Origin of the sequence: Lacrimispora sp. 38-1, assembly GCF_049890855.1 — a bacterium.
In the GTDB taxonomy this organism is placed as follows: domain Bacteria; phylum Bacillota; class Clostridia; order Lachnospirales; family Lachnospiraceae; genus Lacrimispora.
The window spans coordinates 1-26,899 of record NZ_JBANEW010000030.1 but is presented as its reverse complement, the minus strand read 5'-3'; the positions used below and the strand labels follow the sequence as shown (position 1 = coordinate 26,899).

Sequence of the window (26,899 nt, the reverse complement as noted above, 5' to 3'; positions counted from 1 at the left end):
TCTGTACCTTAACTCCAAATGTTTTAAATTTTATGTTACCTTTTTCTGTCGCATCATCCAGCAGGAGACGCCATATCTTCTCTGGACAGTGCAAATTGAATTTCTTCCCTGCATTGATCAGCCCTTTGCTTGGAGGTTTCGATTCTCCTGAACAATCTGCTTTTTAGTCTGTGTGAATGCCTCCAAAACCGCTGCCGTTGGTTGCTATCACCTGCTTATACCATTCAAAAGATTTTTTCTTCTTTCTTTCATAAGAACCATTTCCTTCATCATCAAGATCAACATAAATAAATCCGTACCTCTTTGACATCTGGCAGGTTGACATGCTCACCAGGTCTATACAGCCCCATGGAGTATATCCCATTACTTCTACCCCTTCTTCAATCGCATCAGCAATTGCCTGAATATGGTCCTTATAATATTTGATTCGATAATCGTCCTGTATGCTTCCGTCAGCTTCTATCCGATCCTTGCTGCCTAAGCCATTCTCAACAATAAACAGAGGTTTCTCATATCTGTCATACAGTTCAATAAGAGAAGTACATAACCCGGTTGGATCGATCTGCCAGTCCCACTCAGAAATTTCCAGATAAGGATTTTTCACTCCACTGGTAAGATTTCCGCTGACCTGCTCCTTATTTATATCATCGATCGTGGAGACACGGCTCATATAATAGCTGAACGAAACAAAATCAACCGGATAATCTTTCATGATTTTTTCATCTTCTTCTCCAAAAACAACATGGATCTTTTTTCTTTCCCATTCCTTCTTTATATGGCTTGGATACTCTCCTCTCACCTGTACATCCGAATAGTAATAATTTTTTCTGTTCTCTTTTAATGCAAGCAGTATATTCTGTGGATGGCAATTTTCGGGATATGTGAGAGTTCTGGTGATCATACAGCCCATTTGTGCGCCTGGTATCATCTCATGCAGATATTTTGTTGCCAGAGCACTTGCTACAAATTGATTATGAACAGCCTGATATACAATTTCTTCCCATTTTTCTTTGGGATAACGGTCTTCCACTAAGCCGGCTGTTGTAAACGGGTGGCGAAATATACTGTCAATCTCATTAAATGTCAGCCAGTATTTTACCAATCCATTGTATCTTTCATATACAGTTTTGCAGAACTTCAGAAACAGATCAATAACTTCTCTACCATACCAGCCATCATAATGATTGGACAAATACAGTGGCATCTCATAATGATGCAGGGTCACTAACGGCTCAATGCCTCGTTTTTGCATTTCCCTGAACAGATTTTCATAATACTTCAGCCCGCTCTCATTGGGAGTTTCTTCAATCCCATTGGGGTAAATTCTTGTCCACTGTATGGATACTCTGAGACACTTAAATCCCATTTCCTGAAATAAATCCAAATCTTCTATATATCTGTGATAGAAATCAATTCCATGACGTTTCGGGTACATAACAGTCCCCTTATCCTGCATTGCCGCTTCAATGTCTTTACTTGATACTGCATGCTGAGCTTTATAATCACTGAGGTTTACATTGCCCTTATAGATACTGCAGTCTGCGACCGACATTCCTTTTCCATCTTCATTCCATGCTCCCTCACACTGGTTTGCAGCCGTAGCTCCTCCCCATAAGAATCCTTCTGGAAAAACAGTATTCTGCACTTTATTACCTCCTGACATTTATTAAATTATCTTTTTGTGTTACATGTCCCGATGATGCGATATTTATATTTTCAAATTCCCCTGAATTAGTGAGTAATAATAGAGTAGTAGTGTCGTAACCAGCCCGTTTTATTTCATCTATATCAAATTCGACCAGTACCTCACCCCGTTTTACCCTCTTGCCCATTGCAGTTAATACATTAAATCCTCTTCCCTTCATTTCTACCGTATTGATTCCGATATGAAGCAAGATCTCTGTCCCCTGATCTGTAACCATGCCAACGGCATGACCAGTATCAAAAACTGCGGCGATTTCTCCATCCGCCGGGGCATATAAAATTCCTTCATCCGGAAGAATTGCAACCCCTTTTCCCATGGTCCCGGAAGCAAATACTTCATCATTGACGTCTTCTAATTTTATAATGTTCCCTTCCGCAAACGCCCCAATTGCAAACTCATTCTTTGGGGTTACAGAAGAATGAGTAACAACCACTTTGCTCTCTGATTCTGTCTCATCACCTGATTCATCAATACCAAGAATATAAGTGAGTACAGCCGTGACTGCGAATGCAAGAATAATACCTATTACGTAATACAAAAATGTATCACCAAAAAAGGCTGGAAGTGTTGTCAGCGCCGGAAATACATATACAAATGCCTTTGTATGCATGGCACCCATAAATGCACCAGCAATACCACCGCCAATGATCTGGGCAATAAACGGCTTTTTGTATTTTAAGGAAATACCATATACGATTGGTTCTGTTACACCGCCAAGCAAAGCCGGAATTACAGCAGACAGCGCAAAGGCTTTTGTTTCTTTCTTTTTCGCCTTTAAGAATACACCAAACGCAGCTCCAGCACTGCCAAAGGTTGCAGCTGCAACCATGGGACGAATAAAGTCATATCCATAGTTCGATATATTATTGATCATAATCGGAGCCACTCCCCAATGGATTCCAATCATTACCAGTAATGTCCAGCCTCCGCCTATAACCAGTCCAGTCAAAAGTCCATTCTGAGTACTCAAAAGATTTACAAAATCACCGATACCATTTGCAAGGTATACACCGACAGGTCCTATTACAATTACCGAAAGAGGTACCATAATAACCAGTGCCGCAAAGGACAGTGCAAACAGTTCAATACTCTTAGGAATAAATTTTTTTAATATCTTTTCTAACTTGGAATATACCAATACTGCTACAATTGCAGGAACCAGAGTACCGGAATATTTCATTAATACAACAGGAATGCCCATAAAAGAAGACAAATCACCTGCGTTTTTCATCAACCCGGTAAAATTGGGTTCCATAAGAGCTCCTACAATTGCCACGGAGATATAGGGGTTACATTTAAATGATTTAGCAGAAGAAAAAGCTAAGAACAGCGGGAGAAAATAAAACACGCTGTTTCCTGCAGCCGACAGGATCATATAGGTGCTTCCTGTTTTATCTAAAACACCCAGAGTTGTCGTCAAGATAACCAGCAACGCTTTAATCATTCCAGCACCCGCCAGGGCAATTACGATGGGATTAACGATAGCTGCCATCGTATTCAGTGCCCTGGTAAATATATTTCCACTTTTTTCCTGGGGAGCATCTGTCCCTTTTTCAGTCTTTATCTGATAATGCTGTAAAATCGTATTAAAAATATCTTCTACCGCATTTCCCACAACTACCTGGAACTGGCCATTTCCAATCACTACTGACAAAACGCCATCCAGGCTCTTTAATGCTTTCTGATCTGCTTTTCCATTATCTTTTAACTTAAATCTCAGCCTTGTAACACAATGCGTAAGATCATTAATATTGTCTACACCACCTACAAGGATAACAATTTGTTTTGCCAATTCATCATAATTCTTTTTAGCCATAATATATACCCTCCTGACTTTTTACTAACTCCTTCCCTCGGCCAAGGTGTTGTTGTCTGTAAAACAATCATAACACATATTTTGCATCAGTCTTAAAAGTTCGATTTTTGGAAACTCTTTTTTGAAAATAAAAAAAAGCAAAAAAAATAAGTGACAGAGGTCTGTCCGCTTATCTTTTTCTTGTCAGTTTTCTATATTCCATTATAATGATATCGTTGATCAAAGGATAAATTACGGAGTGGGTTTGAACGATGGAATTATGGGTAAAGCTGATGCACAAATCTACATTAGGGTGGTTCTCCATCTTAGCATTCCCGGTTATTAAGACGATCTTTGCTTTAATTTTTGAATAATCTTTTTTTGTATGGAATTCAGATAGCATATACTGCTGAATATACGAACCGGAATTGGAGTAAATAATAATCAGCGAATCATCTCCGGCATTGTTGATGTAATCATCCTGCTTTACATCGTTTAGATTTGTAATGATAAACTTACCATTATAAGCAAGCTTCGCCTGCAAATCCATCGCTCCAAGCTCTGAGAACAGCAGACCAAAGCTTGCTACTTTCCTGTAGCTGACCAAATACCCGGCTAATTCCCTGACCTTATCCATATCAATATTTTTTTTACAGGCAGAAATGTCATCCAGAATGCAATCTATATAGGAATCAATATTATTCTGTTCAATATATTCCGCAATATTCCGATTATAATTAAGGTTGAATCCACTTCGGTTTTCTACAAATGGCGCAGCGGCTCTGAATTCTGAATAATCTTCAAAATGAAGTTTTCTTATAAACTTGGATATGGTCGACTTCGATACGGAGCATAGATCCGCCACCGCTCCTATGCTCATCTCATTAATCAGATAAAAATTGGATAATAAAGTAAATGCAATATGATAATCCGTTGAGTTTAAATCACTGTCATTCAAAATTATTAATAAACGGTTTAACAAAATCCCCATATACGCCTCCTGAATCTTGTCTTGTCATTTTTATCTGGTACCAGTATATTGGTGTTTCTGTATGCTTTATCCCCATCTTTCTTATCATTCGCTGCAATGCCTTAAATTATATGTTCCTTCCAATATTTATTGACAATTTCTGTCATTACATCGATCTGCTTCTCCATTTCAGCAACAAATTTAAATTGATTTCTGGCACGAATCAGATTGTGATTCTCTTTGTGGATCTTAAAGTAATTATCCCCTTCCAGATAATCAGTCAAAAAACGAACACCACATTCCAAAGTCATAATAATGGCAGCCAAAGGGAGCCATTTAATTTCCTGCGGAGTTAAATTTTGTCCCATTGTCTCAAGGAATCCTTTTGTATATACTTTATACTTTTCGAAATTCACTTTCAAATCTTCCAAATTCTCGCCGTCTTCTGCAATTGTACTTCCACAGGAACGGATTGCATCCCCATAATCATATAATGCGCTTCCAGGCATCACTGTATCTAAGTCGATCACGCATCTGCCTTTTCCTGTCGCATCATCCAGCAGGACATTGTTAATCTTCGTGTCATTATGTGTAACCCGAAGAGGAATCGCGCCACTTTCCAGACCACGAACCAGTGTCGACGCCATATCTTCTCTGGACAGAGCAAATTGAATTTCTTCCCTGCACTGGTCAGCCCTTTGCAGCAGATCTTTCTGAACCGCATTTTTCAGATTTTCGAAACGCCAGACGGTATTGTGAAAGCCTTCAATTGTCTCAATTAAGCTTTCTGCCGGGTATTCGCTAAGCAAACGCTGAAACTGGCCGAATGCTTTCCCTGCTTCGTACAACATATTTGCGTCTTCTGCAAAGGTGTGACCGGTTGCATTTTTCACGAAAACATAGGCTCTCCAGAAATTGCCTTCGTCATCCTGGAAATAACTTTTATCACCTTTTGTCTTTATTAAAGTCAGTATCTCATACCCGTCAGCCTGCTGGTCTATCGTAATCCGGCTGCTTAGATAAGAAGTAACATGTTCAATATTTTCCATTAAGCCAACTGTATTTTTAAAAACCAGATGATTCACCCTTTGTAAAATATATTGCGTTGGCTCTTTATCATCCACATAAGTTACTCTGAACGTATCATTAATATGACCGTCTCCATAAGGTACTGCCTTATCAAAAATTCCTTTAAAGGTAAACTGACTGCACACTTGTTCCAGTTTTTCTTCTATTGTCATTTTAACTTTAACCCTCCCACAGTATCTAATCTGGTCCCATTATAGCGGTGTTTGGATGCAGTGTCAATATATGTGAAAATGACTGCTGGAATTTCACCTGTTCGCACATTTTCTGTACTCAACCCACAACATGGTGCGGGTTGAGTACAGAGAGCACAGCCAGGTAAGGCCAAATGATCACTTGGACAAGGTGCTGCTGTTCATTACGGCTGGCATTCTTTTGTATAATATCCCTATGCCTGTAAATAATAATTCTATTAATGGAAAGAATTAAAATAACTTTTTATGCAAAGGAGCAAATTATATGAATCGCGATAAACTCATAGCCCAGGTAAAAAACGAATATGCACGAATAGCCTCTTTGGAATCCCAACAGCATTTCCACCAGACAACAACCGAGATCACACCGGAAGCTTATTACGAAAACCTGTTAAGTAAAGTTATAAACGAAATTAACAACGGAACCTTTGATAATTTCAAATCCGGTGAAGAAGTAGTAACCGCAATTGCAAATGACAAAAGCTGGCTTTCAGGCTGGAAATAAATCCAAAAATGCAGGTAAAAACCGCAGTCCTTTTTTATGAGGGATTGCGGTTTCAATATATTACATATTTTGAATATCTATATTATACTCCATTCTTTCCGCTGTAGTAATGGCAATTTCTTTTCCAACAAGTCTGTTAAGAAGATAAAATGACATATTGATTCCAGCTGAAATACCACTGGATGTGATTACAGCTTTTTCATCAACAAATTTAACCCCCTGCTGAACCTTTATTTCCTTATACTTACTTTCCAATTTGCTTATATCCATCCAATGTGTAGTTGCCCGTTTCCCATTTAATAAGCCAGCCTCAGCTAATAAAAATGCACCCGTACATACAGATGCGATAATTTGGCAATCCTGCGCACTGTTCTCAATCCACTTTATAAGAGTTTCATTATGAATTTCAATTTCTTCCGCTCCATACCCACCGGGTATTATTAAAATATCAAAATGGGGACTATTACTAAAATCAAAATCGGGCTTGACTTTTAAACCATTTCGGGCACTGATTAAATCTGTTGTTTGAGCAACAGTTTTTACTGTAAATGGTTTTTGAATACCGTCTGGATATGCAGTAATTGAAAAAACTTCAAATGGCCCAGCAAAATCAAGCAATTCAACCTCGTTAAAAAGAAGTATACCAACATCCCAGTGTTGTATCATCACTATCAATCCTTTCATATACTGAGTTTCATTATGCGTTTCATATACGACTTGCAAATTACATCAGATCAATATTTTAATTATCTCCCATTGCATATTCAGCAGCAGCCTCGGCATGTAAAAGCGCCGTATCATATACCGGTAAGGCACTATCTTCTTGTTTAATAAGTAATCCGATTTCTGTACAGCCAAGAATAACTCCTTGTGCTCCCTGCTGCTTCAATCCAGTTATAACTTTGTTGAATTTATCTCCAATACGGGGCAAGTGAGTGAGTATGCCTGCCGTTTTATATCCTCAGCAGAACAAATTCAATCACCCAGCTTATTAATTATAAAAACTATTTTTGGCATTGGAGAGGATTTCCATTACCACCTTAATTCTCTCATAAATATTCAAAATTCTTGTTTTTGTTGAAATTTCTGTACAATCGTTATTTATATATAAATAATAGTCAATTTTATCGTAAATCATATTTATTTTACTAAACTCAACTAAATCATACCGAAAATTAATATCTTTTTCATTCTTCAGGAATTCTAAATGTTCCTCAAGTATTTTAAAATATCTGTAGCAAAGGGGCGTTATTAAATCTATATCATCTAGCTGAAACGCTGAGTAATCAGTTCTAAAAATTTTTCCTTCCCAATAATACTCTAATGCAGAAGTTGAGATATTTTTAAAATATTTTAATAATTCTTGTTTAATTGATTTTAGCGTAGTTGCAGTGCCTGTATTATCATCTATCAATAATATATTCGTACTCTCTGGATATTGAGTACTCAATAAATGCACCTGGTCAGGCAAGGATAATTCACAATAATGGGTATTATCATATTTTGAAAACCGGACATATTCATACCCTGCCAAACCGGAACATCGATTCATGATATTGGTATATTTTTGCATAGATATAAAAAATGGAGGTATTAGTGCGGCCCCTTGTAAAGGTGAAATGATAATATCGTGTTCTCCAATATAATCACATAATGCAAAATAAGTAATAAACATAATAAGAATATTGTCCATCTCCGAATATTCACGGACATGGGAAATATTAAGTTCTTTTATATCCGATATGATACTATCAATTAAGCCAAAAGATAGCGGTGGAAATTGATTTAATTCTTCATCAAAAATAATTTGAGTTATATAATCAGTCAAATTTTTCAGGTATTCTTTAAGCGCTTTATAGTAATTAACATCTAAAGACGTATAGGAGAATATGACACCAACTAATTTTGCTATACATGACAGCATATATTCCGTGAGTGAGAATATAATATATCTTTTATTATCATACGATAATTCTAAATTTAAAATTATCGGTGCGTCTAAGGCTATATTTTTCACTAGATCTGTTGTTTCAATTAAATCCGTTGAATAATAAGTGTAATTTCTGTTACAGTAAAACGGTTTTTTCAGACTAAAATACTTCTCTAAAATCGGAAGATACTGGTTGTATTCTTCTTCAAACTTATCTGTCTCAATATATACCTCCCCGGCAAAACCGAAGTTATATTTAGTTAATATAGTTCGATTTAAGAAAGGTTTAATCATTTTATATAAATCATCCAAACTAACACCTCTCCAGTTAATTTCATTTCTTCTGTAAGACGACACTTCTTTATCAAACCATGTTGCAATGTCATTTCGCTTTCTTCGATATTCGGCGAAAATTCAATTTCAATACTTAATGGCAATTCACCCATGCTGCAATTTCTTTCATAAAGGGTTCCGGTGTAATAAAGTAGCTATTATGGATATCATCTATTTCAACCAGCTTTTTCTCACAAATTAAAGTGTTATAATATCGATCAAAATAATTGGCAGAAAAATACCGGTCATGCAACGTTTTGAATACCAGTGTCGGGCAGGAAACAGGGACTTTTAACAAGCTTTCTTTCCCAACCATACACTCTAATATTCTGAGGAAACTATTTATTTTCAAGGTAAAGAAATTCGGATCCCGTACAAGAATGGTTTCGTAAAATTCATTATCCAGTTCCGCATGATAGCCCTTCGCCGCAGGGGGCGTAAACGTCATCGATAAGGTGGGCTTTATCTTTACCAGAAAGCGTAAGATACCCATCACAGACCTGGCAAAAGCCGCTGGAACCCCCAATGGCGTTGTGTCCCCATAAATCCCACAGGCAAATTGTGCAAAGCTTTTAAACTTACAGCCTGTTCCCAAATAATACTGTGCCATAATGCCGCCGGCTCCAGTATAACCCAGCAGATGAATATCCTCAGAATAACTGCCGCGTACATATTCATATACTGCATCCAAATTCGCCACCATATTTAGCAATGTAAAGTCCTGCGCCTCTCCGCTGCACTCTCCTTCTCCCGGCACATAATCTACAGCAAACACATTAAAGCTATAAATACGTCCAAGCTGTTCGAAGCATTCATAACAATTTTTTACTGCAGTTACGGGTGTATGTAAGACGATAATATTTTTACAGTTTGCTCCGGTACGGTAGTGAAAAATATGTACTTTTTGTGAATAACCGGAGATATAAATATCCCTCCACCCAATTTCTTTCATTACTTCTTCACTCAGTGGCCGAATTTTCACTTGATTCCTCCTTTAGTAAATGCTTTGCCAATGCCTTTAGAACAATTTTCATCAGTTCTATTCCTTGTGTTTCTTTATGGATATAAGACATCTGTACAAACTGCATTTGCAAAAGCTTCATTGTGCATTCCAAATCGTACCGAAAGTAAAAACCGGAATGTTCCAACATTGAGACCAATTCTAAATCTCTTGCATCATTTTCATCAATACACGCTTTTGGTGCTTTTGCTTTTATACGTTCCCATACCTGTGCATCAATATTGCTAATGAGCGGGTTTTCTATAAATGCATCCATTATATAACACAGCAATCGATAAAATCTTTCTGTCTGCGGCATGTTTTCAGTTTTCTCCAGCATCTCCTGCAAGCAAATAAAAATACTGGTTTGCAAACTGTTATTAATTACCATATAAAGATGTTCTTTATTTTTAAAAAAATGATAAAAGGTTCCTTTGGCTATTCCCGCTGATAAAGCCACTTCTTCTGCAGTTACTGCATAAAAGCCCTTCTCATTAAATAATTTTTCTCCGTTTTGCATTAGCAGAGAGTATATCTTCTCCCGTTCTCCAGCTGAAAATTTCGGCATTCCGCCCCCCTATATGACCTTTTTTATTATTTAAGTCACATAAATTCTAGCACACTATCATTGACATTACAATATATTTATGGAAAAGTCAGTAAAGCTTTGCTATTATTTATCATTCCGTATATAATTGATTATGATACCTAAAGAAGCAGAGAAGCCTGTGTGTGGGCGTATAAAAAAGAAGAAACAAACTGGAGGACGCTCATGGAATTTAACGAAAAACTACAACAGCTTAGAAATGGGAAAAACCTGACGCAGGAACAGCTCGCAGAGAAATTATATGTATCAAGGACAGCAATTTCAAAATGGGAAAGCGGCAAAGGGTACCCTAACATTGAGTCACTCAAGTGTATTTCCAAATTCTTTTCTGTGACTATAGATGAACTGCTATCCGGTGAAGAACTGATCACTCTTGCCGAAACTGAAAACCACTCTAATGTTAAAAGAATTTATAACATTATCAGCGGAATAATAGATGTATTGGCAGTTGCATTTATTGTATTACCAATCTATGGAGAACCTCAAGGCGACTATATTTACCATGTAAATCTCCTGTCAAATACTCATATGCCAAATATAGATATTCGAATACATTGGACTATTTTTTTATTTATAATTGGTCTTGGAATTGCCAGACTTGCTTTTATTTGCTTCGATAAAGGGTCATTGTATGGCATTACCTCGAAAGTTTCCATCGCAGCAGGTGCGGTAGCAATCTGTTTATTTGCTGCGGCTAGAGAACCGTATGCAACAATACTACTATTCTTGTTTTTTGCAGTGAAGATATTTTTATTATTACAGCAAAGCAGAACAAAATAAAAATTCTAACCTGTTATTGTAAATATATAAATTGAGCGCCTTTGCAAGAAAACTTCCAATAGGTTTTTTAATATCTATTACTTCATCTGGCCAATTTTGTATATCTCTTCCTGCATTAATCATAGCACTCAGTAAATCGGCGTCCCCATTTGTAAATTCGTTGACCATATCCCACCAGAGTTTTGCCAGATACTGTCCTTCTTTCCCCTCTGGATCAACACCTTTTTCATAAAGTTCTTCCAGTTTATCAAACGCTTCTTTTGCTTTCAAACCATAAGACACGCTAAACAATCGAGTTGCAAAGCTTTTCAGTTGTTCATTATTAAAATATCTTACTAAGAATCCATATGAATTACCTCGTTTCATCGACTCAATAATCGCAATAATGCAATTCATATTGATTTCCTGGCTATTTTTCATCTCAATAATAGCCGCATCAAGCATATCCACCATATTATTTAAGTGTTCAATCTTTTCCAGAAGGCCTTTCCGCTGTTGTCTGAATGCTTCCTCTAAGTCAGCTTTATTATTATATTCCAGTATCTTTGTATCAATTACATCTAAAGAAAAGCCCAATGATTTAAGAAATAAAATCTGTTCAAGGCGTAAAATATCATCACTCGTATATTTTCTTCTCCCACCCTCTGTAACAACTGGTTTCAGTAAATTCTTCTCATCATAATACTGAAGTGTACGTATTGTTACACCAGCCAGGCGTGCAAGCTCTCCAATTGTTAACAAATCCTTTTTATTCTCCATATCATTCACTTTCACAAACTAATCTACTGTTTTTCCTCATCTGTTTTTTTGAATGTAATCTCACATACAGGAATTTCCTTATAACAATATGGACATTCCCCCATCTGCCTGCTATTTTCATTTTCTTTTTTAAATACAATGGAGTTCAAAGGAATGCACTTGTTACAATAAGGGCAAAACCCCGTTCTCTGGTTACTGGGCCATGAAATTACAAAGTCTCCTTGTTTTGTCTTTATAACAAATTTTTTTGTGCTGTTTTTATCACTATCATTATCTTTCATATAAATTCACCTTCCCTTTCATGTTTACTTCAATCTTAATACATTACGCTACGTAACATGCAAGAAGATTTGAAAAATAAAACGTTCATAACAGCATACCTTAATAATATAGCTCAAAGGGCAGAGGTATACAAGCAAATAATGGTTGATATGATCCAGGACTTCCGGTAGAGCTATAATTCTTCTTGTTTAAATAATTTTTATTTAGTAAAATGAAATCACAAATGTTAAAGGGGAGGTGGTCGTGCCATGCTTACAAAAGATTCTATTCACAACTATGTGAATTGTGGCCGTGTACTGATTCGAGGTGTTGATTTTATATATATTCAACCACATTTAGAGCTTAGAAATTTTATTTCCAATTACACGATCACTTTTCCGAGTAAAGGTATGATGTCAGATAATTACGCTGTTGTGCCCCACGGGAGCGCTACACTTGTGCTGGCATGTACTGATAGCCACATCCACGGCAGCTTGTTTGGTCCCATCACGAAACCTTCCTATGTTGGCAAGTCAGGCAATGATTTCAGCCTCTTGTTTATTGTAGAGTTTCAACCGGCGGGTTATTATGCCTTTAGCAAAATGCCGCAAAAAGAAATAACAGATTGTGTAATTGACTTTGAAGATGTTAATCGTTCAATGTACCGCCTGATGGTTAATGAACTGGAAACGTCGTTAAGTATCCATGACCTGATCACTAAAATAGACAGGCTCTTTATGGCCCACCTGAAAGGTGCATTTTATCTCCAGGAATTTTCTCAAGTAAATAATCTCATTATAAAAAACGGAGGGAATCTTTCAGTAAAAGAGCTTTCACACAATGTTTTTTATAGCGAACGTCATTTAGGACGGCTTTTTGACGAATATATGGGCGTGGGTATTAAATCGTTCTCTCGCCTTGTACGTGTTAATAAGTCTATACGGCTTTTACAGCGGCACAACTATGGCTTAACACAGGTTTTTATGGAAACTGGTTATTATGATATGCCCCACTTCATCCATGATTTTAAGGCCATTTGCGGTATCACTCCGCAGGAGTATCGGGATAATATGTCCGATTTTTACAGCGAGATTGCCAAATTCTAATATATAATTAAGAAAACTTAAGAGGAGTGATAGCATGCAATATCAAGGCACTTTGATTGCCGTATCTGATATGGAGAAGGCAAAGCATTTTTACGAAACCGTAATGGAGCAAAAGATTATGATGGATTTGGGGGTACATGTGTCTTTTGAAAGAGGACTTTCCCTGCAATCCAATTACGCCGAACTTGTTGGTGCAGATTTGCCCGGCAAGGCGCAGCCAAACAACTTTCAGCTTTACTTTGAAGTGGAAGATTTGGACTATTGGCAGGATAAAATCAGCAGCACAGAAGGAATTGAATTTATTCACAAGGCTAAAGAATATCCGTGGGGACAGCGTGTTATAAGATTTTATGACTATGATAAATTTATAGTTGAAGTGGCCGAAAGCATGGCAAGTGTAGCAAAACGCTTTTTAGCACAAGGACTTAGCATTGAGGAAACTGCGGAGAGAACCATGTTCCCTGTAGAATTTGTTAAAAGCATTATGTAATGAGTTACCTGGTAAGTAAATATGTGAACCTGCATCCAACTTGGTGAACAGGCTGACTCAGTAATTAAGGGAGCCAGCTTGTTCACTTTTTTTCTATAGCCTAACTTATATCTTTATTGGATTGAATTCATCAATTCATAGAAATATTTGGATTCTTGAGTTTTATTAAGGCTATACCAGGCATCTAATGTTTCTGAAGGAAACACACCCAGTGATTTCAAGACGTGCACAGAAAATTCCAACGGAGCTATTCCAGATGCGGTGATCAATTTTCCATCAGTTACTACCGACTCCATTTTGTGATACTTTTCGCCCGTGTAAGCGGGACAGATCATTTTAAGGTATTCCAGATTATTGCTTGTATGCCAGTGTGAATTCAGCAATCCTGCCTGGGCAAGTCCCATTGTAGCACCACAAATCGCTGCAACCAAAATCCCTTCCTCTAAACACCCCTGGGCGATTTTTAAGATGGGTTGGTGCTTTGTTTCTGTCCATGTATTTCCACCAGGTAAAATCAATGCATCAGTGCTTTCAATACTGCACTCATCCAGTTTGATGTCAGGCAGTATTTTCAATCCGCCCATTGTTGTTACAGGCGTCTTTTCAATTCCAACAGTCACTATTTTTGATGGGGAAAGTCCCTTTTTATAATACCTTCCTGAGTTCAGCTCGGCAGTTAAGTAACCTATTTCCCAGTCTGACATTGTGTCAAACACATAAAGATATACTGTATTTTTCATTTTGAAATTTCTCCTTTTTTTATTCATCAGGAAATACCAACCATGGGTAATCAGTGATTATCCTCATTATAAAACAGCTTCACTGACATCTGCTGTCAGTGAAGCTGTTAAAGTTGATAATATTCCATTAACTCCGATGCAATAGCAACAAGTCTTTCTTTTACACTCTGTGGTTCGATTACCTGAATGGATTTACCATAGGATAGGAGAAAATAAGGTACATAAAGATGAATTGTTTCTTCCTCAAATAAAAAGATGGCTTGATTTGATGTCCGCTCTTTCAGATGATGCCCTAAAAACCAATGCAAGCATAGTTCTTCCAACACCTCTGACCTGCCTTCTATAATTAAAGAAATCAACCCCTTCTTCCCCACTAAATCAGGCAACAGGTTTTTCATAAAAATTTCACGGGTCGAAAAAGCTTCGGGACGCTTAAAATTTATTTGAGTACTCTTGATTCGTAAAATCCGGTCTACCCGAAATCTTCGTATTTCATTCCTGAGGTGGCAAAATGCAACAGTATACCATTTGTTGTTCCAGTAAATCATTCCATAGGGATCTATCATCCTAATCTTCGGCTGCTCTTCACGGCCTGTACGATAATCAATTTCTACAGAAAATTCCTTTTCTACGGCCTGCTCCAATTCCGCCAATATCGGCTGAAGGGAAGGGTTACCCATGCGGTTTATAACTTCAAATCCGGCTAAATGATGGTTAAGTATACTTTCCTGTTCCTGATTCGAATACATTTTCAACTTTGATGTCGCATTGCCTAATGCCTCACTCAAAGGATATCCAGCTTCTTTTGCAAAAACAGCGGCCTGAAGAAGTGCCTTTTTTTCTTCCATATCAAATAGCAGAGGTGCTCTGATAAAATTATTCAGCAGTCTATATCCGCCATTATGACCTGGGTCTGATATTATAGGCACTCCACTGGCACAGAGTGCATCAATATGCCGGTAAACTGTCCTTATATTTATTTCTAATTTTTCGGATATTTGTTTTGCAGTTATTTTTTCGCCTGAATTCAGCATCCACAGAATTGCCAGCATATTATCATTTTTAGCCACAACGTGCCCCCCCTTCTTTTATGATACCTATGCTTACTATAATTATATACCAAGGTGCGTACAATCACAAACGACTTCTCTTCTGTTTTTCCCATGCCCATTATCTATAAAATAGTTCTGAATATATTATAAGAATTATAAACATCTACAATCCCATAGCCCCAATTCTGATTGGGATATTGAAGATTACTGCTTCTTTTCGCTCCCCGAAGAAGAAATTTTTTGATTCCTATGGTATCCAGATTCGGATAATTATTATCTACGATACCCCATTCAAATATCATGGCTGCTATACCAGCCATATGTGCAGCCGCCGCACCCGTACCCGTTATGGTGGTAAATTGGTTGTTTAATGTGGGACATACTACGTTAACACCTGGAGCGGCCAGATCGGGGTTTATAATATTTGATGTTGAAAATCCTTTTCCCGACTCCGGGTGTAACGCTCCCGTTGCTGCATTATAAGCTGTGACTGTGATTGGTATGAGACTGTTACCAGGTGATGTTATGGTAGTAAAGGGGTTTGAATTAATAAAAAACGTATTTTTCGATATAAAATTACCGGAGGGCAGCCATATGTGGAAATCTCCGGGCAGATCACCGCTTCCGGATACTTTAAACCTCCAGATGCCTGGTGCCGGATTTTTAAAGCGCAGCATAATGACCTGTTTACCGCTGTCCCGCTCGATCATGATATAATCTATAGAAAGAATTGTCTGATCAAATATAAAATGTACCTGTTTGGTCTCAAACAGCGCCCGGGAGATTGCCGGAATGTATTCACCGGATGGGGATAAAATATCAATTGTATAGATCATGGGAGGACTTCCCCAAAGCTCCATAGTAAAACCATATTCATCCGGTGCGACACTCAATTCCACTGTTACCGTTTCAGCAGGACGAAGAATACTGTAAAAATGTCTTCTGGCTTGTGATTCATTTCCTGCTGCAACCGTAATTCCAACCCCGGGGCAGTCACCTACTATCCTTAACAACGAGCCTATCAGTCCATTATTCCCATGTGCTCCCTGAGAAGTTCCTACGGCTAAACAGACTACCAGCGGCCGTTTTAATTTATCTGCTGTATTAATCAGATACTGAACCCCCCAGTTTATGTCAGTTTCCTGGTAACAGTCCACATCGGGAGGGATATGGTAGAAATCAGTCAGATTTTTTTTTGCCTGCTTCAGTTTAACGATTAACAATTCTGCATCCGGGACGACACCCATGAATCGATTACTCCTATTTTCCGAACCGGCTGCAATTCCTGCCAGCATGGTACCATGACCATTTACATCCATACTGGGAACAACCGCCAGCGGGTCAGTGCTGTTTAATGCCAGGTTAATTTGTTCAGCCGTATATTCTGTCCCGTAGTATGCGGTATATCTTAATTCCGGATATGGGCCGTTATCTATGGTCTGGTCCCAGATTGCCGCTATTTTTGTCGTTCCATCTTCTTTAAGGAAAACCGGATTCGTATAATCAATACCGGTATCAACGAATCCTACGAGGACCCCCTCTCCTCTTAAATTTAATGCCGGTATATTCCGCAATAATGTAACTCCTGATGCAGTCAGGCTTTCATAACTCTGCAAAGAGTAGCATTTGGGAATTCCCGAATATCCATAATCCCTGATCAGCTGGGATGTGACCTGGGATATTGGTAAATAAATACCTGCATAACCCGGATTGATAATATGTACAGAATATTCTTCATATCGTTTTAATATATTAGAATTTCCGTTATATTGAATAATTAAATCCATATAATCATTGCTGGTTATCTTAAACCTGTCCTCTGGCATCATCAGCTTCACCTCAAATCAACATTAGACAATAAGTGCCTGGAAGATATTAAATACATCAAGTATTCCATATCCCCATTCGTAGTTGGGATATACCAGATCCGCTTTTCTTTTGGCTCCGCGGATCATAAAAACCTTCAGATCTTCTGTGCTCATTTCCGGATAATTACCTTTCACAATTCCCCATTCAAATATGAGTGCTGCCGCTCCTGCCGCATGGGCTACTGCAGCACTTGTACCCGTCACCCGAACAAATCCATGATTCAGTGATGGACTTAGTATATCTACTCCCGGAGCGGCAATCTCCGGCTTTACTATATTAATGCGTGTATACCCTCTCCCGGAGTTTATATAAAGACTGTTATCTGCCGTATTATAAGCCGTTACGGAAATAGGGTTAATGGCACAAGATAAGGAGAGAAGTGTGATATTCGGATCAGATTTAATAAAAAACGTATCCGGTCCTATAAAATTCCCCATTGGGAGCCACATATTGAAATTTATGGGGAAAATCCCTTTACTGTATACATTAAATTTCCATCTTCCCTGTGACGGCTTTGTGAACCGCAGCAGGATCAGCTGATCACCGCTCTGGGACTCTACAAGCTGAGAATCTATATAAATAATTGTGGGTTCAAATATAAAGGAAATCTCTCTGGTCTCATCAAACCGGAGATTAATGATTGGTATATATTCACCGGAAGGAGCTGTAATATCAATAAAAAAAGTATTCGGTACTGTTCCCCATAATTCCATGGAAAATCCGTTTTCATTGGGACCAACGCTCAATTCTACTGTTTCATATCCGCTTTCCTGTGTAATTAATCCCCCAAAATGTCTTCTTGCAATTCCCTCATTGCCCACAGCAATTAATATTCCTAACCTCGGCCTGGTTGAATGAAATGACAACCAATTGCTTGTAGTACCTCTTCCATCATGTGCATACTGCGCGGTATCAATCGCAATACACATAACAATTGGCTGATCTCTTGAGGCAGCATAATCCATTAAATACTGAATACCATAAATAAGATCATTTTCCTGATAGGCAACTGCATCTTCCGGTATCCGGAAAAATTCTTTTAAATAAGGTTTTGCCGGTTTCAGTTTTACGATTACTAATTCACATTCAGGAGCAACACCGGAAAATCCGTTTTGAAGATCTTCGCCGCCTGCAGCGATACCGGCGACCATTGTACCATGACCAATCTCATCCCTCGATGGTACAATCCTGTATGGATCATCGGCCTGCAGCGCTTCGTTGATCTGTTCTCTGGAATACTCAGTACCATAAGGTACCGTTTCCGAACCAGTTTCCGGTATGATCGTCTGATCCCAGATACTGGCTATCCTTGTTGTTTTATCATTATACTGGAAAACAGGATTTGTATAATCGATACCGGTATCCACAATGCCGATTAATACTCCCCTTCCTCTTAAATTTAAATTGGGATTATTGCGGATAGCCGGTATTCCGGATGCCTCCAGACTCGTCTGGCTGACTAAACCAAACAAAGATGGGATAGAAGCATATCCCATCCTCGATATCACATTTGTCGTCATAACACTGACCGGAAGATGCACAATTGCATAAAAATAATTTATTACGTGAACAGAACCTGCTTCGTATTGTTCCAGGACAGATACGTCAGAACAAAAACTGATAAAAAAATCTGCATAATCATTGCTGTATATTTTTTCAATATCTACGGAATTCATGAATTACCTTATTTTTTTTCTTATTCTTATTATATTAAAACTCTATCATATGATAGTACTGATTTACATATTCTTTCGTTTCACATAATAGGTATGAAGAAGTTCATGTGCCTTTTCTCCATAGGGTTCACCGAGATATTCTTCATAAAGCTTTTTAATTGCCGGATTTTCATGTGATTTTCTGAATTTTTTACTTTGATCTTCTTTATATATCCCTTCCATTCGTTTTTTAAGAACATCAAAATTCCCAAAATGATAGGGCTGTCCGCCACCGCCGATACAGCCTCCAGGGCAGGCCATGATCTCAATTGCATGATAATGGGATTTACCGGCTCTTATATCCTCCAAAAGCTTTCTTGCATTTCCAAGACCATGGGCAACAGCAATATTTATATCCTGGTCATTGATCTTTATCACAGCTTCCTTGATTCCATCGAACCCTCTAAGCTCATGAAACTCCACCTTTTCAAGGGTTTCATTGGTAAGCCATTCGTATGCGGTCCGCAAAGCTGCCTCAATAACGCCGCCGGTTGTTCCGAAGATGACAGATGCACCGGTTGATTCTCCCAGCGGCTCATCAAATTCTTCATCCTTTAAATGCATCAGGTCAATATTGGCTTCCCTTAACATGTCCCCCAGTTCTCTTGTTGATAATACCGCATCCACATCCTGCATCCCATCATGCATAAGCTCGGGTCTGGCAGCTTCATACTTCTTTGCCAGGCAAGGCATAATAGAAACTACAAAAATATTTTTTGGATCGATCCCCATCTTTTCTGCATAGTAAGTTTTCGCTATTACACCAAACATCTCATGGGGTGATTTACAGGTAGAGGGGATATCAAGCATATCATTGAACTGGTGTTCAAAAAACTTGACCCAGCCCGGGCAGCAGCTTGTGAGTATGGGAAGCCTTCCTCCATGCTGCAGTCTGTGAATGAATTCTGTTGCCTCTTCCATAATGGTAAGATCCGCCGCAAAATCCGTATCAAAAACTTTATCAAAACCTAACCTTCTAAGAGCAGCCACCATTTTCCCCGTGACCACCGTTCCCGGTTCTGCACCGAATTTCTCCCCCAGAGCCACCCGCACAGCAGGTGCTGTCTGAACGATAACAAATTTGTCTTTTGCATTCAATGCTTCCCAGACATTGGGAATGTCATTCACTACGGTTAATGCTGCAGTGGGGCATACGGAAACACACTGTCCGCAAAAGGTACAGATTGATTCATGCATGGGTAAATTAAGGGCCGGTGCTATGAACGTATCAAATCCCCGGTTTACTGCAGAATACACATTGACCGTCTGTACCTCATTGCACATGGTCTCACATCTTCTGCACAAAATGCATTTATCCATATTCCGGATGATTGCCTTACTTGAAATATCCTTTTCATGAGTTGCCCTTACTCCATGAAACTTTATCCGGCGTATGTCCAGTTCCGCTGCCAGTGCCTGTAATTCACAGCTTAGATTCTTTTCACAGATCAGACAGTCCGTCGGGTGATTGGATAAAAATAATTCTACTATCAGTCTTCTGGCCTTGATACACCTTAAGGTGTTGGTTCTTACTACCATGCCTTCCGATACCGGAGTAGCACAGGAGGGTGCAAGATTTCTCCTTCCCTCAACCTCTACCACACAGACTCGGCAGGAAGCAGAGCCATTCACCGTTTTCACATGTTCCAGATTAAGATAGCAGAGTGTGGGTATACGAATATCCAGTTTTTTTGCAGCCTCCAGAATCGTTGTGCCTTCCTCTACTGCAATCTTTTGATCATTGATCGTAACATTCACCAGTCCCATAAGTTCACTCCTCTTAACCTTTTTCTATGGCATTAAATTTACATGTATTATAACATGCACTGCATTTGATACACCTTGACTGATCGATCACATGAACCTTCTTAAGTTCTCCTTCGATGCAGTGCGCCGGACATATTCTTGCACACGCAGTACAGCCCACGCACTTTTCCGGTAAAATATGAAAGGAAAATAGTGCCTGACAAACTCCGGCAGGACATCGTTTCTCCTTTACATGAGCCAGATACTCATCCTGAAAATAGTGCAGGGTACTGAGAACAGGATTGGGTGAAGTTTGTCCAAGTCCGCAAAGAGATGTATCTTTAATGACGTCCCCTAACTCTACAAGATCTTTCAAATCCTGTTCCGTACCATTTCCTTTTGTTATTTTTTCAAGTATCTCCAGCATTCTTGTATTTCCGATACGGCAGGGGGTACATTTTCCACAGGATTCATCCTTGGTAAATTCAAGATAGAACTTTGCTATGTCTACCATGCAGTTGTCCTCATCCATGACAATCATTCCGCCGGATCCCATCATGGAACCGATACTGTTAAGTGACTCATAATCAATGGGTATATCTAAATTTTCTTTTGTAATACAGCCTCCCGAGGGACCTCCGGTCTGTACTGCTTTGAACTGCTTATTATTCTTTATCCCTCCTCCGATATCAAAAATGACCTCTCTTAAGGTAATGCCCATTGGCACTTCCACCAGCCCCACATTATTTACCTTACCGGCCAGGGCAAAGACTTTTGTACCAGGAGACTTCTCCGTACCGATCTTCCGAAACCAGGCAGGTCCTTTTAAGAAGATAGGCGGTATATTGGCAAATGTCTCAACATTATTCACACAGGATGGTTTATCCCAAACACCTCTTTGTGCAGGAAACGGAGGTTTTGAACTGGGTTCCCCACGCTTTCCTTCAACGGAATGGATAAGGGCAGTTTCTTCTCCGCATACAAATGCACCGGCACCATACCGTAATCCGATATTAAAATTGAATCCTGTCGAAAGAATATCCGCTCCCAAAAGCCCCAGTTTCCTTGCCTGTTTTATGGCAATTTCAAGCCGGCTGATAGCAAGGGGATATTCCGCTCTGATATAAATGTATCCATACTGGGCTCCTATGGCATAGCCTGCAATTGCCATTGCTTCAAGGACAGAATGGGGATCTCCTTCCAATATGGACCGGTCCATAAATGCACCGGGATCCCCTTCATCCGCATTACATATAATGTATTTCTCATCCGACTGATTCTGGCTTGTATATTTCCATTTGAGACCGGTGGGGTAACCGCCGCCGCCTCTTCCCCTGAGACCTGACTGAACGACTGTCTCAATCACTTCATCAGGTCTCATTTCCGTTAAGCATTTTGCCAGCGCCTGATACCCATCTGCCGCAATGTATTCATTGATATCTTCCGGGTTGATAAATCCACAATTCCTAAGTGCGATCCGGATTTGCTTTTTATAGAAAGGAATGGTTTTTTGCCCTTCTAATCGTTCTTTTGTATTGGGTTCCACATACAGAAGGCGTTCCACCTTACGGCCTTTTATCACATGCTCCGTAATGATTTCCTCTGCATCCTCCGGCTTTACCGTGATATAAAACACATTATCCGGATAAACTTTTAAGATCGGACCTTTCTCACAAAAACCAAAGCATCCGGTAACGACCACTTCCACCTCATTGGTTATTTCATGTTTTTTAATGGATTCCTTTAGCGTCTTTACCAGTTCCAGGCTGTCGGACGACGTACATCCGGTACCCCCGCAGACCAGTAAATGCATTCTGAAGTCACTCATAAGTCCTCCTCCTTTATTCCAGGTTTTCAAATGATTTATTGATGATTGCATTTTGGAGAAGGCGGCCGTTTTTTATATGTTCATTAACGATTTCCCGTCCTCTTTTCTCGTCCACTTTTCCATATAAGACAGACGGCATGCTATTGGAAACAACTTCCACCACCGGTTCCTGGGCACAATACCCCATACAGCCGGTCTGGGTTACGGAAACATTGGTAAGTCCCAGCTTTGCAACTTCATCCATAATTGCTTTCATGGTGGTTCTGGCACCGCTGGCAATCCCGCAGGTCGCCATTCCTACACGGACTAAAACTTTATCTTCGGATTCGGCAGTGGACCTTAATTCTAATTTGTCAATAGCTGCCTGTCTGATCTTTTTAAGTTCTTCTACAGTCTTTAACTTAGCCATCACTCTTCCTCCTGGTATTCTTCAAGAATTGTTTTAACCTGATTCAGTTCTACCCTTCCATAAACCTTATCATTGACCATCACTACCGGAGCAAGTCCGCAGGCACCAATGCATCTTAATCCTGATAATGTAAATTTCTTGTCTTCGGTTGTTTCACCTGCCTTGATATTCAGAATTTTTTCAAATTCCCTCATAATGGCATCGGCACCTCTTACAAAGCACGCGGTTCCCAGGCATACGTTGATTACGTACTTTCCTCTTGGTTCTGTGGTAAAATAAGAGTAAAAACTAATAACACCAAAAACTTTCGCACTTGGGATTTCAAGCTTTTCTGCAATATAGAAAATCACATCATTTGATAAATATCCATAGAGCTGCTGGGCCTTGTGCAGTACAGCAATTAACGCTCCCCTCCTGTCTTCCATGGTGTCAATAAATTTCTGCAGCTGCTTAAATTTTTCCTGAGTATTGCATTTGCTTTCCATATATAATCTCCTTTTGGCTTTATGTAGACTTTCTCTGTCTTACAAAGGATAGATTTCCTGTTTATCCTGTCTTATATACATACAAATTAAAAATTGTTATAACAGTAAAAATTAAAACGGCAAAATAAACCCGGAGTTTTATTTTGCCGCTTTGTATTGTCATCAGTTCCACGCCATAAACAGTAATAATATAAAAATTATTTAAATATCTATAATATATACCTTATACATGGCAAAGGAGAACAAATGGATTTTTGGGAAAGCAGAACGTATACAAATTTAGGTATTGCCTTTAATGCGGAAGCTATTGCCAGTACAAGAAACAGAATTTTTGCTGATGTGGCAAGACAGGATGGCTACATGGAAATAGGGAATATATATGATGTTACCTCCCGAAATAATATGGAACATGCAAGGATCTGGTTAAGGGAGTTAAATCAAGGTACACTTCCGAACACTGAGGAAGCACTTCTGCAATCCAGAGATAATGAGTTATACATGGCAAATAATCAATATCAGGATTTTGCACGAATCGCACGGGAAGAAGGTTTTATGGATATTGCAGCACTATTTGCAGGGATCGCCAACATAGACTATCATCAAGGTACAAGATTTTCCAGACTGTATGAAAACATAGTACAGAATGAAGTGTTTTGTAAACCGGTTGAAGCACTTTGGATCTGTATGCAGTGCGGAAATATCATGTCCGGGGAATGTGCACCACTAATATGCCCTGTATGCGGTTATCCTCAGGGATACTATCGTTTATATAATGAAAACTTTTAACAATGAATAAGTGCCGCGAACTTTTCGTTACACTTTTAACGTCTTGCTATTTATGCTTCAACAGAGGGAGTGCTTTTCCGATTTTCTTCCATTCTCTAAATTCTGCAGCACACGTAAATAATACATCTGTAGAAGAGTTTAATGCAGTTTCACATGAATCTTGAACAACACCAATAATAAACCCAATTCCAACGACCTGCATTGCGATATCATTAGAAATACCAAACAAACTACATGCCAAAGGAATCAACATTAATGAACCGCCTGCAACACCGGAAGTACCTGCTGCTGATACACTTGCTACTAAACTTAATACAATCATAGTCGGTATGTCAACTGAGATGCCAAGGGTATTTACTGCTGCCAGGGTCATGGTTGTAATCGTAATAGCTGCACCTGCCATATTAACAGTAGCCCCAAGTGGAATACTTACAGAATAAGTATCCTCGTCTAAATCAAGAGATTTGCATAGTTCCATATTTACAGGAATATTTGCTGCTGAGCTTCTGGTAAAGAATGCTGTAATCGCACTTTCTCTAAGACATTTGAATACCAGCGGATATGGATTTTGTTTAATGCTGAAGAACACAATGAGTGGATTTAAAATAAGCGCAACTCCAAACATACAACTCACAAGTACAATAAGTACTTTTCCATAAGTTGCAAAACCTTCAATACCTGTTTCAGCGATTGTTTTAAATACCAGACCAAGAACACCAAATGGAGCACAGCTGATAACCCACTTTACGACCCGCGATACCGCATCTGAAACTTCCAGTAATCCCTTTTTCGTTCCTTCAGAAGTAAACTTAAATGCAATACCCAAAATGATTGCCCAGGATAATATACCAATATAATTTGCATTATATAATGCTGCAATTGGATTACTGACTGTATTCAGCAAAAGTGTTTTTAAAACTTCACCGATATTCGTTGTAACCTCTGCTCCTGTTACTGCCAAATCTGAATTCAATGCTAAGGTAACAGGATAAATATTGTTTACTGCTACAGCTACCAAAGCGGATGCTACTGTTCCTAATGCATACAGAAAAAGAACATTCTTCATATTATGCGCAGTACCAGATTTTGCTGATGCAAGGGAAGACATCACAAGAACAAAAACTAAAATAGGTGCAATTGCTTTTAAGGCGCCTACAAACATATCACCTAAAATGCCAATTGCAGTAAACTGCGGTACCAGAAGCCCTAAAATAAAACCAACTACCATACCAAGTAGAATTCTTTGAATTAAACCCAGTTTCTTCAATGCATCCATTTAATTTCCTCCGTATATTACCTACTATTCATATTTTTATGTCAGCTTTTATAACTACACTGATTAATATTAGCAAAATTTTATCTTTTAAACATGTTTTATTTATTAACCGTATTCGAACCATCCAACTTCCCTGTGTCATCCATGGAACACCTGATGAAACTTATTGCATTTTCTAATATTTATTCCCAGTCTCCATTCTATACTGGCTTAATTCTATCGTATTAACCTGTGTTCTTACAGACTTTTGAAGAGGAAGGTTTTCATCTTTTTAGATTTGAAACTGGTCTACGTTCCGCTTCAACAAGTCCAGCCTTTAGTACATCTTTTCTTGTCCACTCAACCCCTATGGACTTTTCACTAAGTCCTTCCCAGTAGAAGGGTAGACGATGAGGTTCACAAAACCCATTAAAAAACCGCCACTAAAAAGTAACGGCTTGCGGTTGCAGAATATTAAATTGGCAAAGAGAAAAACCCCCATGATTACTGGAGATCTTTCTAATTAAAGTTATTGTTGCTGTGTTTGATCCTGCGAAATTGCCATTCCAAGATAGCGGTCAAGCTGCTCTATCTCTAGGGATGCAATCATATTGGTAAATGGTTTAATATCCCGTTCTACTGCATAAGCTTCCAGAACATTAAAATATTCCAGACGGTTTTCCTTTGCGATAGATATTGGCAAAAAGCCATGAGCCATCAGCTGATAGTTCATAATCAATCTGGAGGTTCTTCCATTTCCATCAGCAAACGGATGAATTCTCACAAACTCAGCATGGGTCCAGGCCGCAAGCTCAATTACATTTTCTATTGCTCTATCCTGCAAATCCATATAAAATGCTTTTACCTGACGATACATCTCGTTAGGGCTTGGTGGAGTATGGGAGGCACCAGAAATATAAACATCTACGTTTCGATATATTCCACCAATCATAATATTCTCCATTAAAATAGCATGTAAGTCCTTAATAATATGCTCGTCCAAAGGCTTTTTTTCTGCGATACCGTGTTTTACATACTGATAGGCTTTATTATGATTAATAACCTCATAAATTTCTCGAAGTTTTTTTCCACCTACGGACAGCCCCTCCTCCAATACCACCTTAGTTTCCAGAAGGGTAAGTGTGTTCCCTTCAATTGCTGTAGAATTATGTGTATATTGTAGTTCGAATTGCTGTGAGTAGCTTTTTACTGTTATTTCAGGGAGTGAATCTTTAATTTGTTCGTAGTCATCTCTCTTTTGAAGTAATACTTTATAATCCAAGCTATCCACTCCTTTCTTCTCTATTCCTAATATGATATTTTACCATGTTTTGGTTATTTATTCAATGCAAGACTAAGATATTAATCACCAAGTATCGTAAAATAATTCAATCAAATAATGGTGATTCAATTTTCTATTATTCACCTCTTCTCCATAGTAAATTGCTATTTTTGCATAACATCGACAATTGTCCCTTGTCAGCAACAATTAG

26 protein-coding genes are annotated in these 26,899 nt (G+C 38.7%); 5 read left to right on the top strand and 21 right to left on the bottom strand.

From position 1 onward, the window contains the following. Window positions 1–163: 163 nt before the first annotated feature. From V7D18_RS07120 to V7D18_RS07105, 4 genes are all read right to left on the bottom strand, one after another. Window positions 164–1,645 (bottom strand): glycoside hydrolase family 1 protein, encoded by a 1,482-nt coding sequence (locus V7D18_RS07120; RefSeq protein WP_426152848.1) that lies wholly within the window; start codon window positions 1,643–1,645, stop codon window positions 164–166. Window positions 1,646–1,649: 4 nt separating this feature from the next. After that, the gene (locus V7D18_RS07115; RefSeq protein ID WP_426152846.1) at window positions 1,650–3,521 is read right to left on the bottom strand and encodes a beta-glucoside-specific PTS transporter subunit IIABC; all 1,872 of its coding nucleotides are present in this window, start codon (window positions 3,519–3,521) and stop codon (window positions 1,650–1,652) included. Between the two features lie 169 nt (window positions 3,522–3,690). After that, window positions 3,691–4,491 (bottom strand): MurR/RpiR family transcriptional regulator, encoded by an 801-nt coding sequence (locus V7D18_RS07110; RefSeq protein WP_426152844.1) that lies wholly within the window; start codon window positions 4,489–4,491, stop codon window positions 3,691–3,693. Window positions 4,492–4,592: 101 nt separating this feature from the next. Continuing rightward, window positions 4,593–5,711: a phosphotransferase enzyme family protein gene (locus V7D18_RS07105; protein WP_426152842.1), complete on the bottom strand. Its 1,119-nt coding sequence runs from the start codon at window positions 5,709–5,711 to the stop codon at window positions 4,593–4,595. A 304-nt stretch (window positions 5,712–6,015) separates the two neighbouring features. Here V7D18_RS07105 and V7D18_RS07100 point away from each other — a divergent pair, with 304 nt between their 5' ends. Continuing rightward, window positions 6,016–6,255, top strand: coding sequence for a hypothetical protein (locus V7D18_RS07100; RefSeq protein ID WP_426152840.1), 240 nt, complete (start codon window positions 6,016–6,018; stop codon window positions 6,253–6,255). A gap of 60 nt (window positions 6,256–6,315) precedes the next feature. Here the strand turns inward: V7D18_RS07100 and V7D18_RS07095 are convergent, their stop codons facing one another. The 5 genes from V7D18_RS07095 to V7D18_RS07075 all read right to left on the bottom strand — a co-directional run bounded on the left by V7D18_RS07095 (window position 6,316) and on the right by V7D18_RS07075 (window position 10,086). Next, window positions 6,316–6,939 (bottom strand): DJ-1/PfpI family protein, encoded by a 624-nt coding sequence (locus V7D18_RS07095; protein WP_426152838.1) that lies wholly within the window; start codon window positions 6,937–6,939, stop codon window positions 6,316–6,318. Window positions 6,940–6,997: 58 nt separating this feature from the next. Then, window positions 6,998–7,186, bottom strand: coding sequence for an aspartate/glutamate racemase family protein (locus V7D18_RS07090; RefSeq protein WP_426152836.1), 189 nt, complete (start codon window positions 7,184–7,186; stop codon window positions 6,998–7,000). A gap of 60 nt (window positions 7,187–7,246) precedes the next feature. Then, window positions 7,247–8,497 (bottom strand): hypothetical protein, encoded by a 1,251-nt coding sequence (locus V7D18_RS07085; protein ID WP_426152834.1) that lies wholly within the window; start codon window positions 8,495–8,497, stop codon window positions 7,247–7,249. 115 nt (window positions 8,498–8,612) lie between these two features. Then, window positions 8,613–9,500, bottom strand: coding sequence for a hypothetical protein (locus tag V7D18_RS07080; RefSeq protein ID WP_426152832.1), 888 nt, complete (start codon window positions 9,498–9,500; stop codon window positions 8,613–8,615). Further along, a complete protein-coding gene (locus V7D18_RS07075; protein ID WP_426152830.1) occupies window positions 9,478–10,086 on the bottom strand; it encodes a helix-turn-helix domain-containing protein in 609 nt (202 codons plus the stop codon). Before V7D18_RS07075 ends, V7D18_RS07080 begins: the two co-directional genes overlap by 23 nt. 204 nt (window positions 10,087–10,290) lie before the next feature. On the opposite strand from V7D18_RS07075, the gene V7D18_RS07070 reads away from it, so the two are divergent. Then, window positions 10,291–10,905, top strand: a complete 615-nt coding sequence (locus tag V7D18_RS07070) for a helix-turn-helix domain-containing protein (protein ID WP_426152828.1) — start codon at window positions 10,291–10,293, stop codon at window positions 10,903–10,905. Here the strand turns inward: V7D18_RS07070 and V7D18_RS07065 are convergent. Further along, window positions 10,882–11,664 carry a MerR family transcriptional regulator gene (locus tag V7D18_RS07065; RefSeq protein ID WP_426152826.1) on the bottom strand — a complete coding sequence of 261 codons (783 nt, stop codon included), beginning with the start codon at window positions 11,662–11,664 and terminating at the stop codon, window positions 10,882–10,884. The two genes, V7D18_RS07070 and V7D18_RS07065, sit on opposite strands and share 24 nt — an antisense overlap. 23 nt (window positions 11,665–11,687) lie before the next feature. Beyond that, complete coding sequence (locus tag V7D18_RS07060) at window positions 11,688–11,945, bottom strand: hypothetical protein (protein ID WP_426152824.1); 258 nt, start codon at window positions 11,943–11,945, stop codon at window positions 11,688–11,690. Window positions 11,946–12,194: 249 nt separating this feature from the next. Here V7D18_RS07060 and V7D18_RS07055 point away from each other — a divergent pair, with 249 nt between their 5' ends. After that, entirely contained in the window at window positions 12,195–13,031 is an 837-nt protein-coding gene (locus V7D18_RS07055; RefSeq protein WP_426152822.1) for a helix-turn-helix domain-containing protein, read from the top strand. A 34-nt stretch (window positions 13,032–13,065) separates the two neighbouring features. Beyond that, a complete protein-coding gene (locus tag V7D18_RS07050; RefSeq protein ID WP_426152820.1) occupies window positions 13,066–13,521 on the top strand; it encodes a VOC family protein in 456 nt (151 codons plus the stop codon). Window positions 13,522–13,634: 113 nt separating this feature from the next. Here V7D18_RS07050 and V7D18_RS07045 read toward each other — a convergent pair whose 3' ends face one another. The 8 genes from V7D18_RS07045 to nuoE all read right to left on the bottom strand — a co-directional run bounded on the left by V7D18_RS07045 (window position 13,635) and on the right by nuoE (window position 23,365). Next, window positions 13,635–14,261 (bottom strand): type 1 glutamine amidotransferase family protein, encoded by a 627-nt coding sequence (locus tag V7D18_RS07045; protein WP_426152818.1) that lies wholly within the window; start codon window positions 14,259–14,261, stop codon window positions 13,635–13,637. Between the two features lie 107 nt (window positions 14,262–14,368). Continuing rightward, window positions 14,369–15,331, bottom strand: a complete 963-nt coding sequence (locus V7D18_RS07040) for a helix-turn-helix transcriptional regulator (RefSeq protein WP_426152816.1) — start codon at window positions 15,329–15,331, stop codon at window positions 14,369–14,371. A 104-nt stretch (window positions 15,332–15,435) separates the two neighbouring features. Continuing rightward, window positions 15,436–17,142 carry a S8 family peptidase gene (locus V7D18_RS07035; protein ID WP_426152814.1) on the bottom strand — a complete coding sequence of 569 codons (1,707 nt, stop codon included), beginning with the start codon at window positions 17,140–17,142 and terminating at the stop codon, window positions 15,436–15,438. A 21-nt stretch (window positions 17,143–17,163) separates the two neighbouring features. Next, a complete protein-coding gene (locus tag V7D18_RS07030) occupies window positions 17,164–18,858 on the bottom strand; it encodes a S8 family peptidase (protein WP_426152812.1) in 1,695 nt (564 codons plus the stop codon). Window positions 18,859–18,921: 63 nt separating this feature from the next. Beyond that, the gene (locus V7D18_RS07025; protein WP_426152810.1) at window positions 18,922–20,664 is read right to left on the bottom strand and encodes an NADH-dependent [FeFe] hydrogenase, group A6; all 1,743 of its coding nucleotides are present in this window, start codon (window positions 20,662–20,664) and stop codon (window positions 18,922–18,924) included. 13 nt (window positions 20,665–20,677) lie between these two features. After that, window positions 20,678–22,471 (bottom strand): NADH-ubiquinone oxidoreductase-F iron-sulfur binding region domain-containing protein, encoded by a 1,794-nt coding sequence (locus V7D18_RS07020; protein ID WP_426152808.1) that lies wholly within the window; start codon window positions 22,469–22,471, stop codon window positions 20,678–20,680. A 13-nt stretch (window positions 22,472–22,484) separates the two neighbouring features. After that, the gene (locus V7D18_RS07015) at window positions 22,485–22,880 is read right to left on the bottom strand and encodes a (2Fe-2S) ferredoxin domain-containing protein (protein WP_426152806.1); all 396 of its coding nucleotides are present in this window, start codon (window positions 22,878–22,880) and stop codon (window positions 22,485–22,487) included. Further along, complete coding sequence (gene nuoE / locus V7D18_RS07010) at window positions 22,880–23,365, bottom strand: NADH-quinone oxidoreductase subunit NuoE (protein WP_426152804.1); 486 nt, start codon at window positions 23,363–23,365, stop codon at window positions 22,880–22,882. Before nuoE ends, V7D18_RS07015 begins: the two co-directional genes overlap by 1 nt. A 246-nt stretch (window positions 23,366–23,611) precedes the next feature. Between nuoE and V7D18_RS07005 the strand changes: the two genes are divergently transcribed. Continuing rightward, window positions 23,612–24,151: a rubrerythrin family protein gene (locus V7D18_RS07005; RefSeq protein WP_426152802.1), complete on the top strand. Its 540-nt coding sequence runs from the start codon at window positions 23,612–23,614 to the stop codon at window positions 24,149–24,151. A gap of 46 nt (window positions 24,152–24,197) precedes the next feature. Here the strand turns inward: V7D18_RS07005 and sstT are convergent, their stop codons facing one another. Then, entirely contained in the window at window positions 24,198–25,427 is a 1,230-nt protein-coding gene (sstT, locus tag V7D18_RS07000; RefSeq protein ID WP_426152800.1) for a serine/threonine transporter SstT, read from the bottom strand. Window positions 25,428–25,935: 508 nt separating this feature from the next. After that, a complete protein-coding gene (locus V7D18_RS06995; protein ID WP_426152798.1) occupies window positions 25,936–26,688 on the bottom strand; it encodes a Fic family protein in 753 nt (250 codons plus the stop codon). Window positions 26,689–26,899 lie beyond the last annotated feature (211 nt).

Excerpts from the sequence above, each read along its gene's own strand:
- V7D18_RS07115 (WP_426152846.1), bottom strand. The coding sequence starts at position 3,521 with ATGGCTAAAAAGAATTATGATGAATTGGCAAAACAAATTGTTATCCTT.
- V7D18_RS07110 (WP_426152844.1), bottom strand. The coding sequence starts at position 4,491 with ATGGGGATTTTGTTAAACCGTTTATTAATAATTTTGAATGACAGTGAT.
- V7D18_RS07105 (WP_426152842.1), bottom strand. The coding sequence starts at position 5,711 with ATGACAATAGAAGAAAAACTGGAACAAGTGTGCAGTCAGTTTACCTTT.
- V7D18_RS07100 (WP_426152840.1), top strand. The coding sequence starts at position 6,016 with ATGAATCGCGATAAACTCATAGCCCAGGTAAAAAACGAATATGCACGA.
- V7D18_RS07095 (WP_426152838.1), bottom strand. The coding sequence starts at position 6,939 with ATGAAAGGATTGATAGTGATGATACAACACTGGGATGTTGGTATACTT.
- V7D18_RS07075 (WP_426152830.1), bottom strand. The coding sequence starts at position 10,086 with ATGCCGAAATTTTCAGCTGGAGAACGGGAGAAGATATACTCTCTGCTA.
- V7D18_RS07070 (WP_426152828.1), top strand. The coding sequence starts at position 10,291 with ATGGAATTTAACGAAAAACTACAACAGCTTAGAAATGGGAAAAACCTG.
- V7D18_RS07065 (WP_426152826.1), bottom strand. The coding sequence starts at position 11,664 with ATGGAGAATAAAAAGGATTTGTTAACAATTGGAGAGCTTGCACGCCTG.
- V7D18_RS07060 (WP_426152824.1), bottom strand. The coding sequence starts at position 11,945 with ATGAAAGATAATGATAGTGATAAAAACAGCACAAAAAAATTTGTTATA.
- V7D18_RS07055 (WP_426152822.1), top strand. The coding sequence starts at position 12,195 with ATGCTTACAAAAGATTCTATTCACAACTATGTGAATTGTGGCCGTGTA.
- V7D18_RS07050 (WP_426152820.1), top strand. The coding sequence starts at position 13,066 with ATGCAATATCAAGGCACTTTGATTGCCGTATCTGATATGGAGAAGGCA.
- V7D18_RS07045 (WP_426152818.1), bottom strand. The coding sequence starts at position 14,261 with ATGAAAAATACAGTATATCTTTATGTGTTTGACACAATGTCAGACTGG.
- V7D18_RS07035 (WP_426152814.1), bottom strand. The coding sequence starts at position 17,142 with ATGATGCCAGAGGACAGGTTTAAGATAACCAGCAATGATTATATGGAT.
- V7D18_RS07030 (WP_426152812.1), bottom strand. The coding sequence starts at position 18,858 with ATGAATTCCGTAGATATTGAAAAAATATACAGCAATGATTATGCAGAT.
- V7D18_RS07025 (WP_426152810.1), bottom strand. The coding sequence starts at position 20,664 with ATGGGACTGGTGAATGTTACGATCAATGATCAAAAGATTGCAGTAGAG.
- V7D18_RS07020 (WP_426152808.1), bottom strand. The coding sequence starts at position 22,471 with ATGAGTGACTTCAGAATGCATTTACTGGTCTGCGGGGGTACCGGATGT.
- V7D18_RS07015 (WP_426152806.1), bottom strand. The coding sequence starts at position 22,880 with ATGGCTAAGTTAAAGACTGTAGAAGAACTTAAAAAGATCAGACAGGCA.
- nuoE (WP_426152804.1), bottom strand. The coding sequence starts at position 23,365 with ATGGAAAGCAAATGCAATACTCAGGAAAAATTTAAGCAGCTGCAGAAA.
- V7D18_RS07005 (WP_426152802.1), top strand. The coding sequence starts at position 23,612 with ATGGATTTTTGGGAAAGCAGAACGTATACAAATTTAGGTATTGCCTTT.
- sstT (WP_426152800.1), bottom strand. The coding sequence starts at position 25,427 with ATGGATGCATTGAAGAAACTGGGTTTAATTCAAAGAATTCTACTTGGT.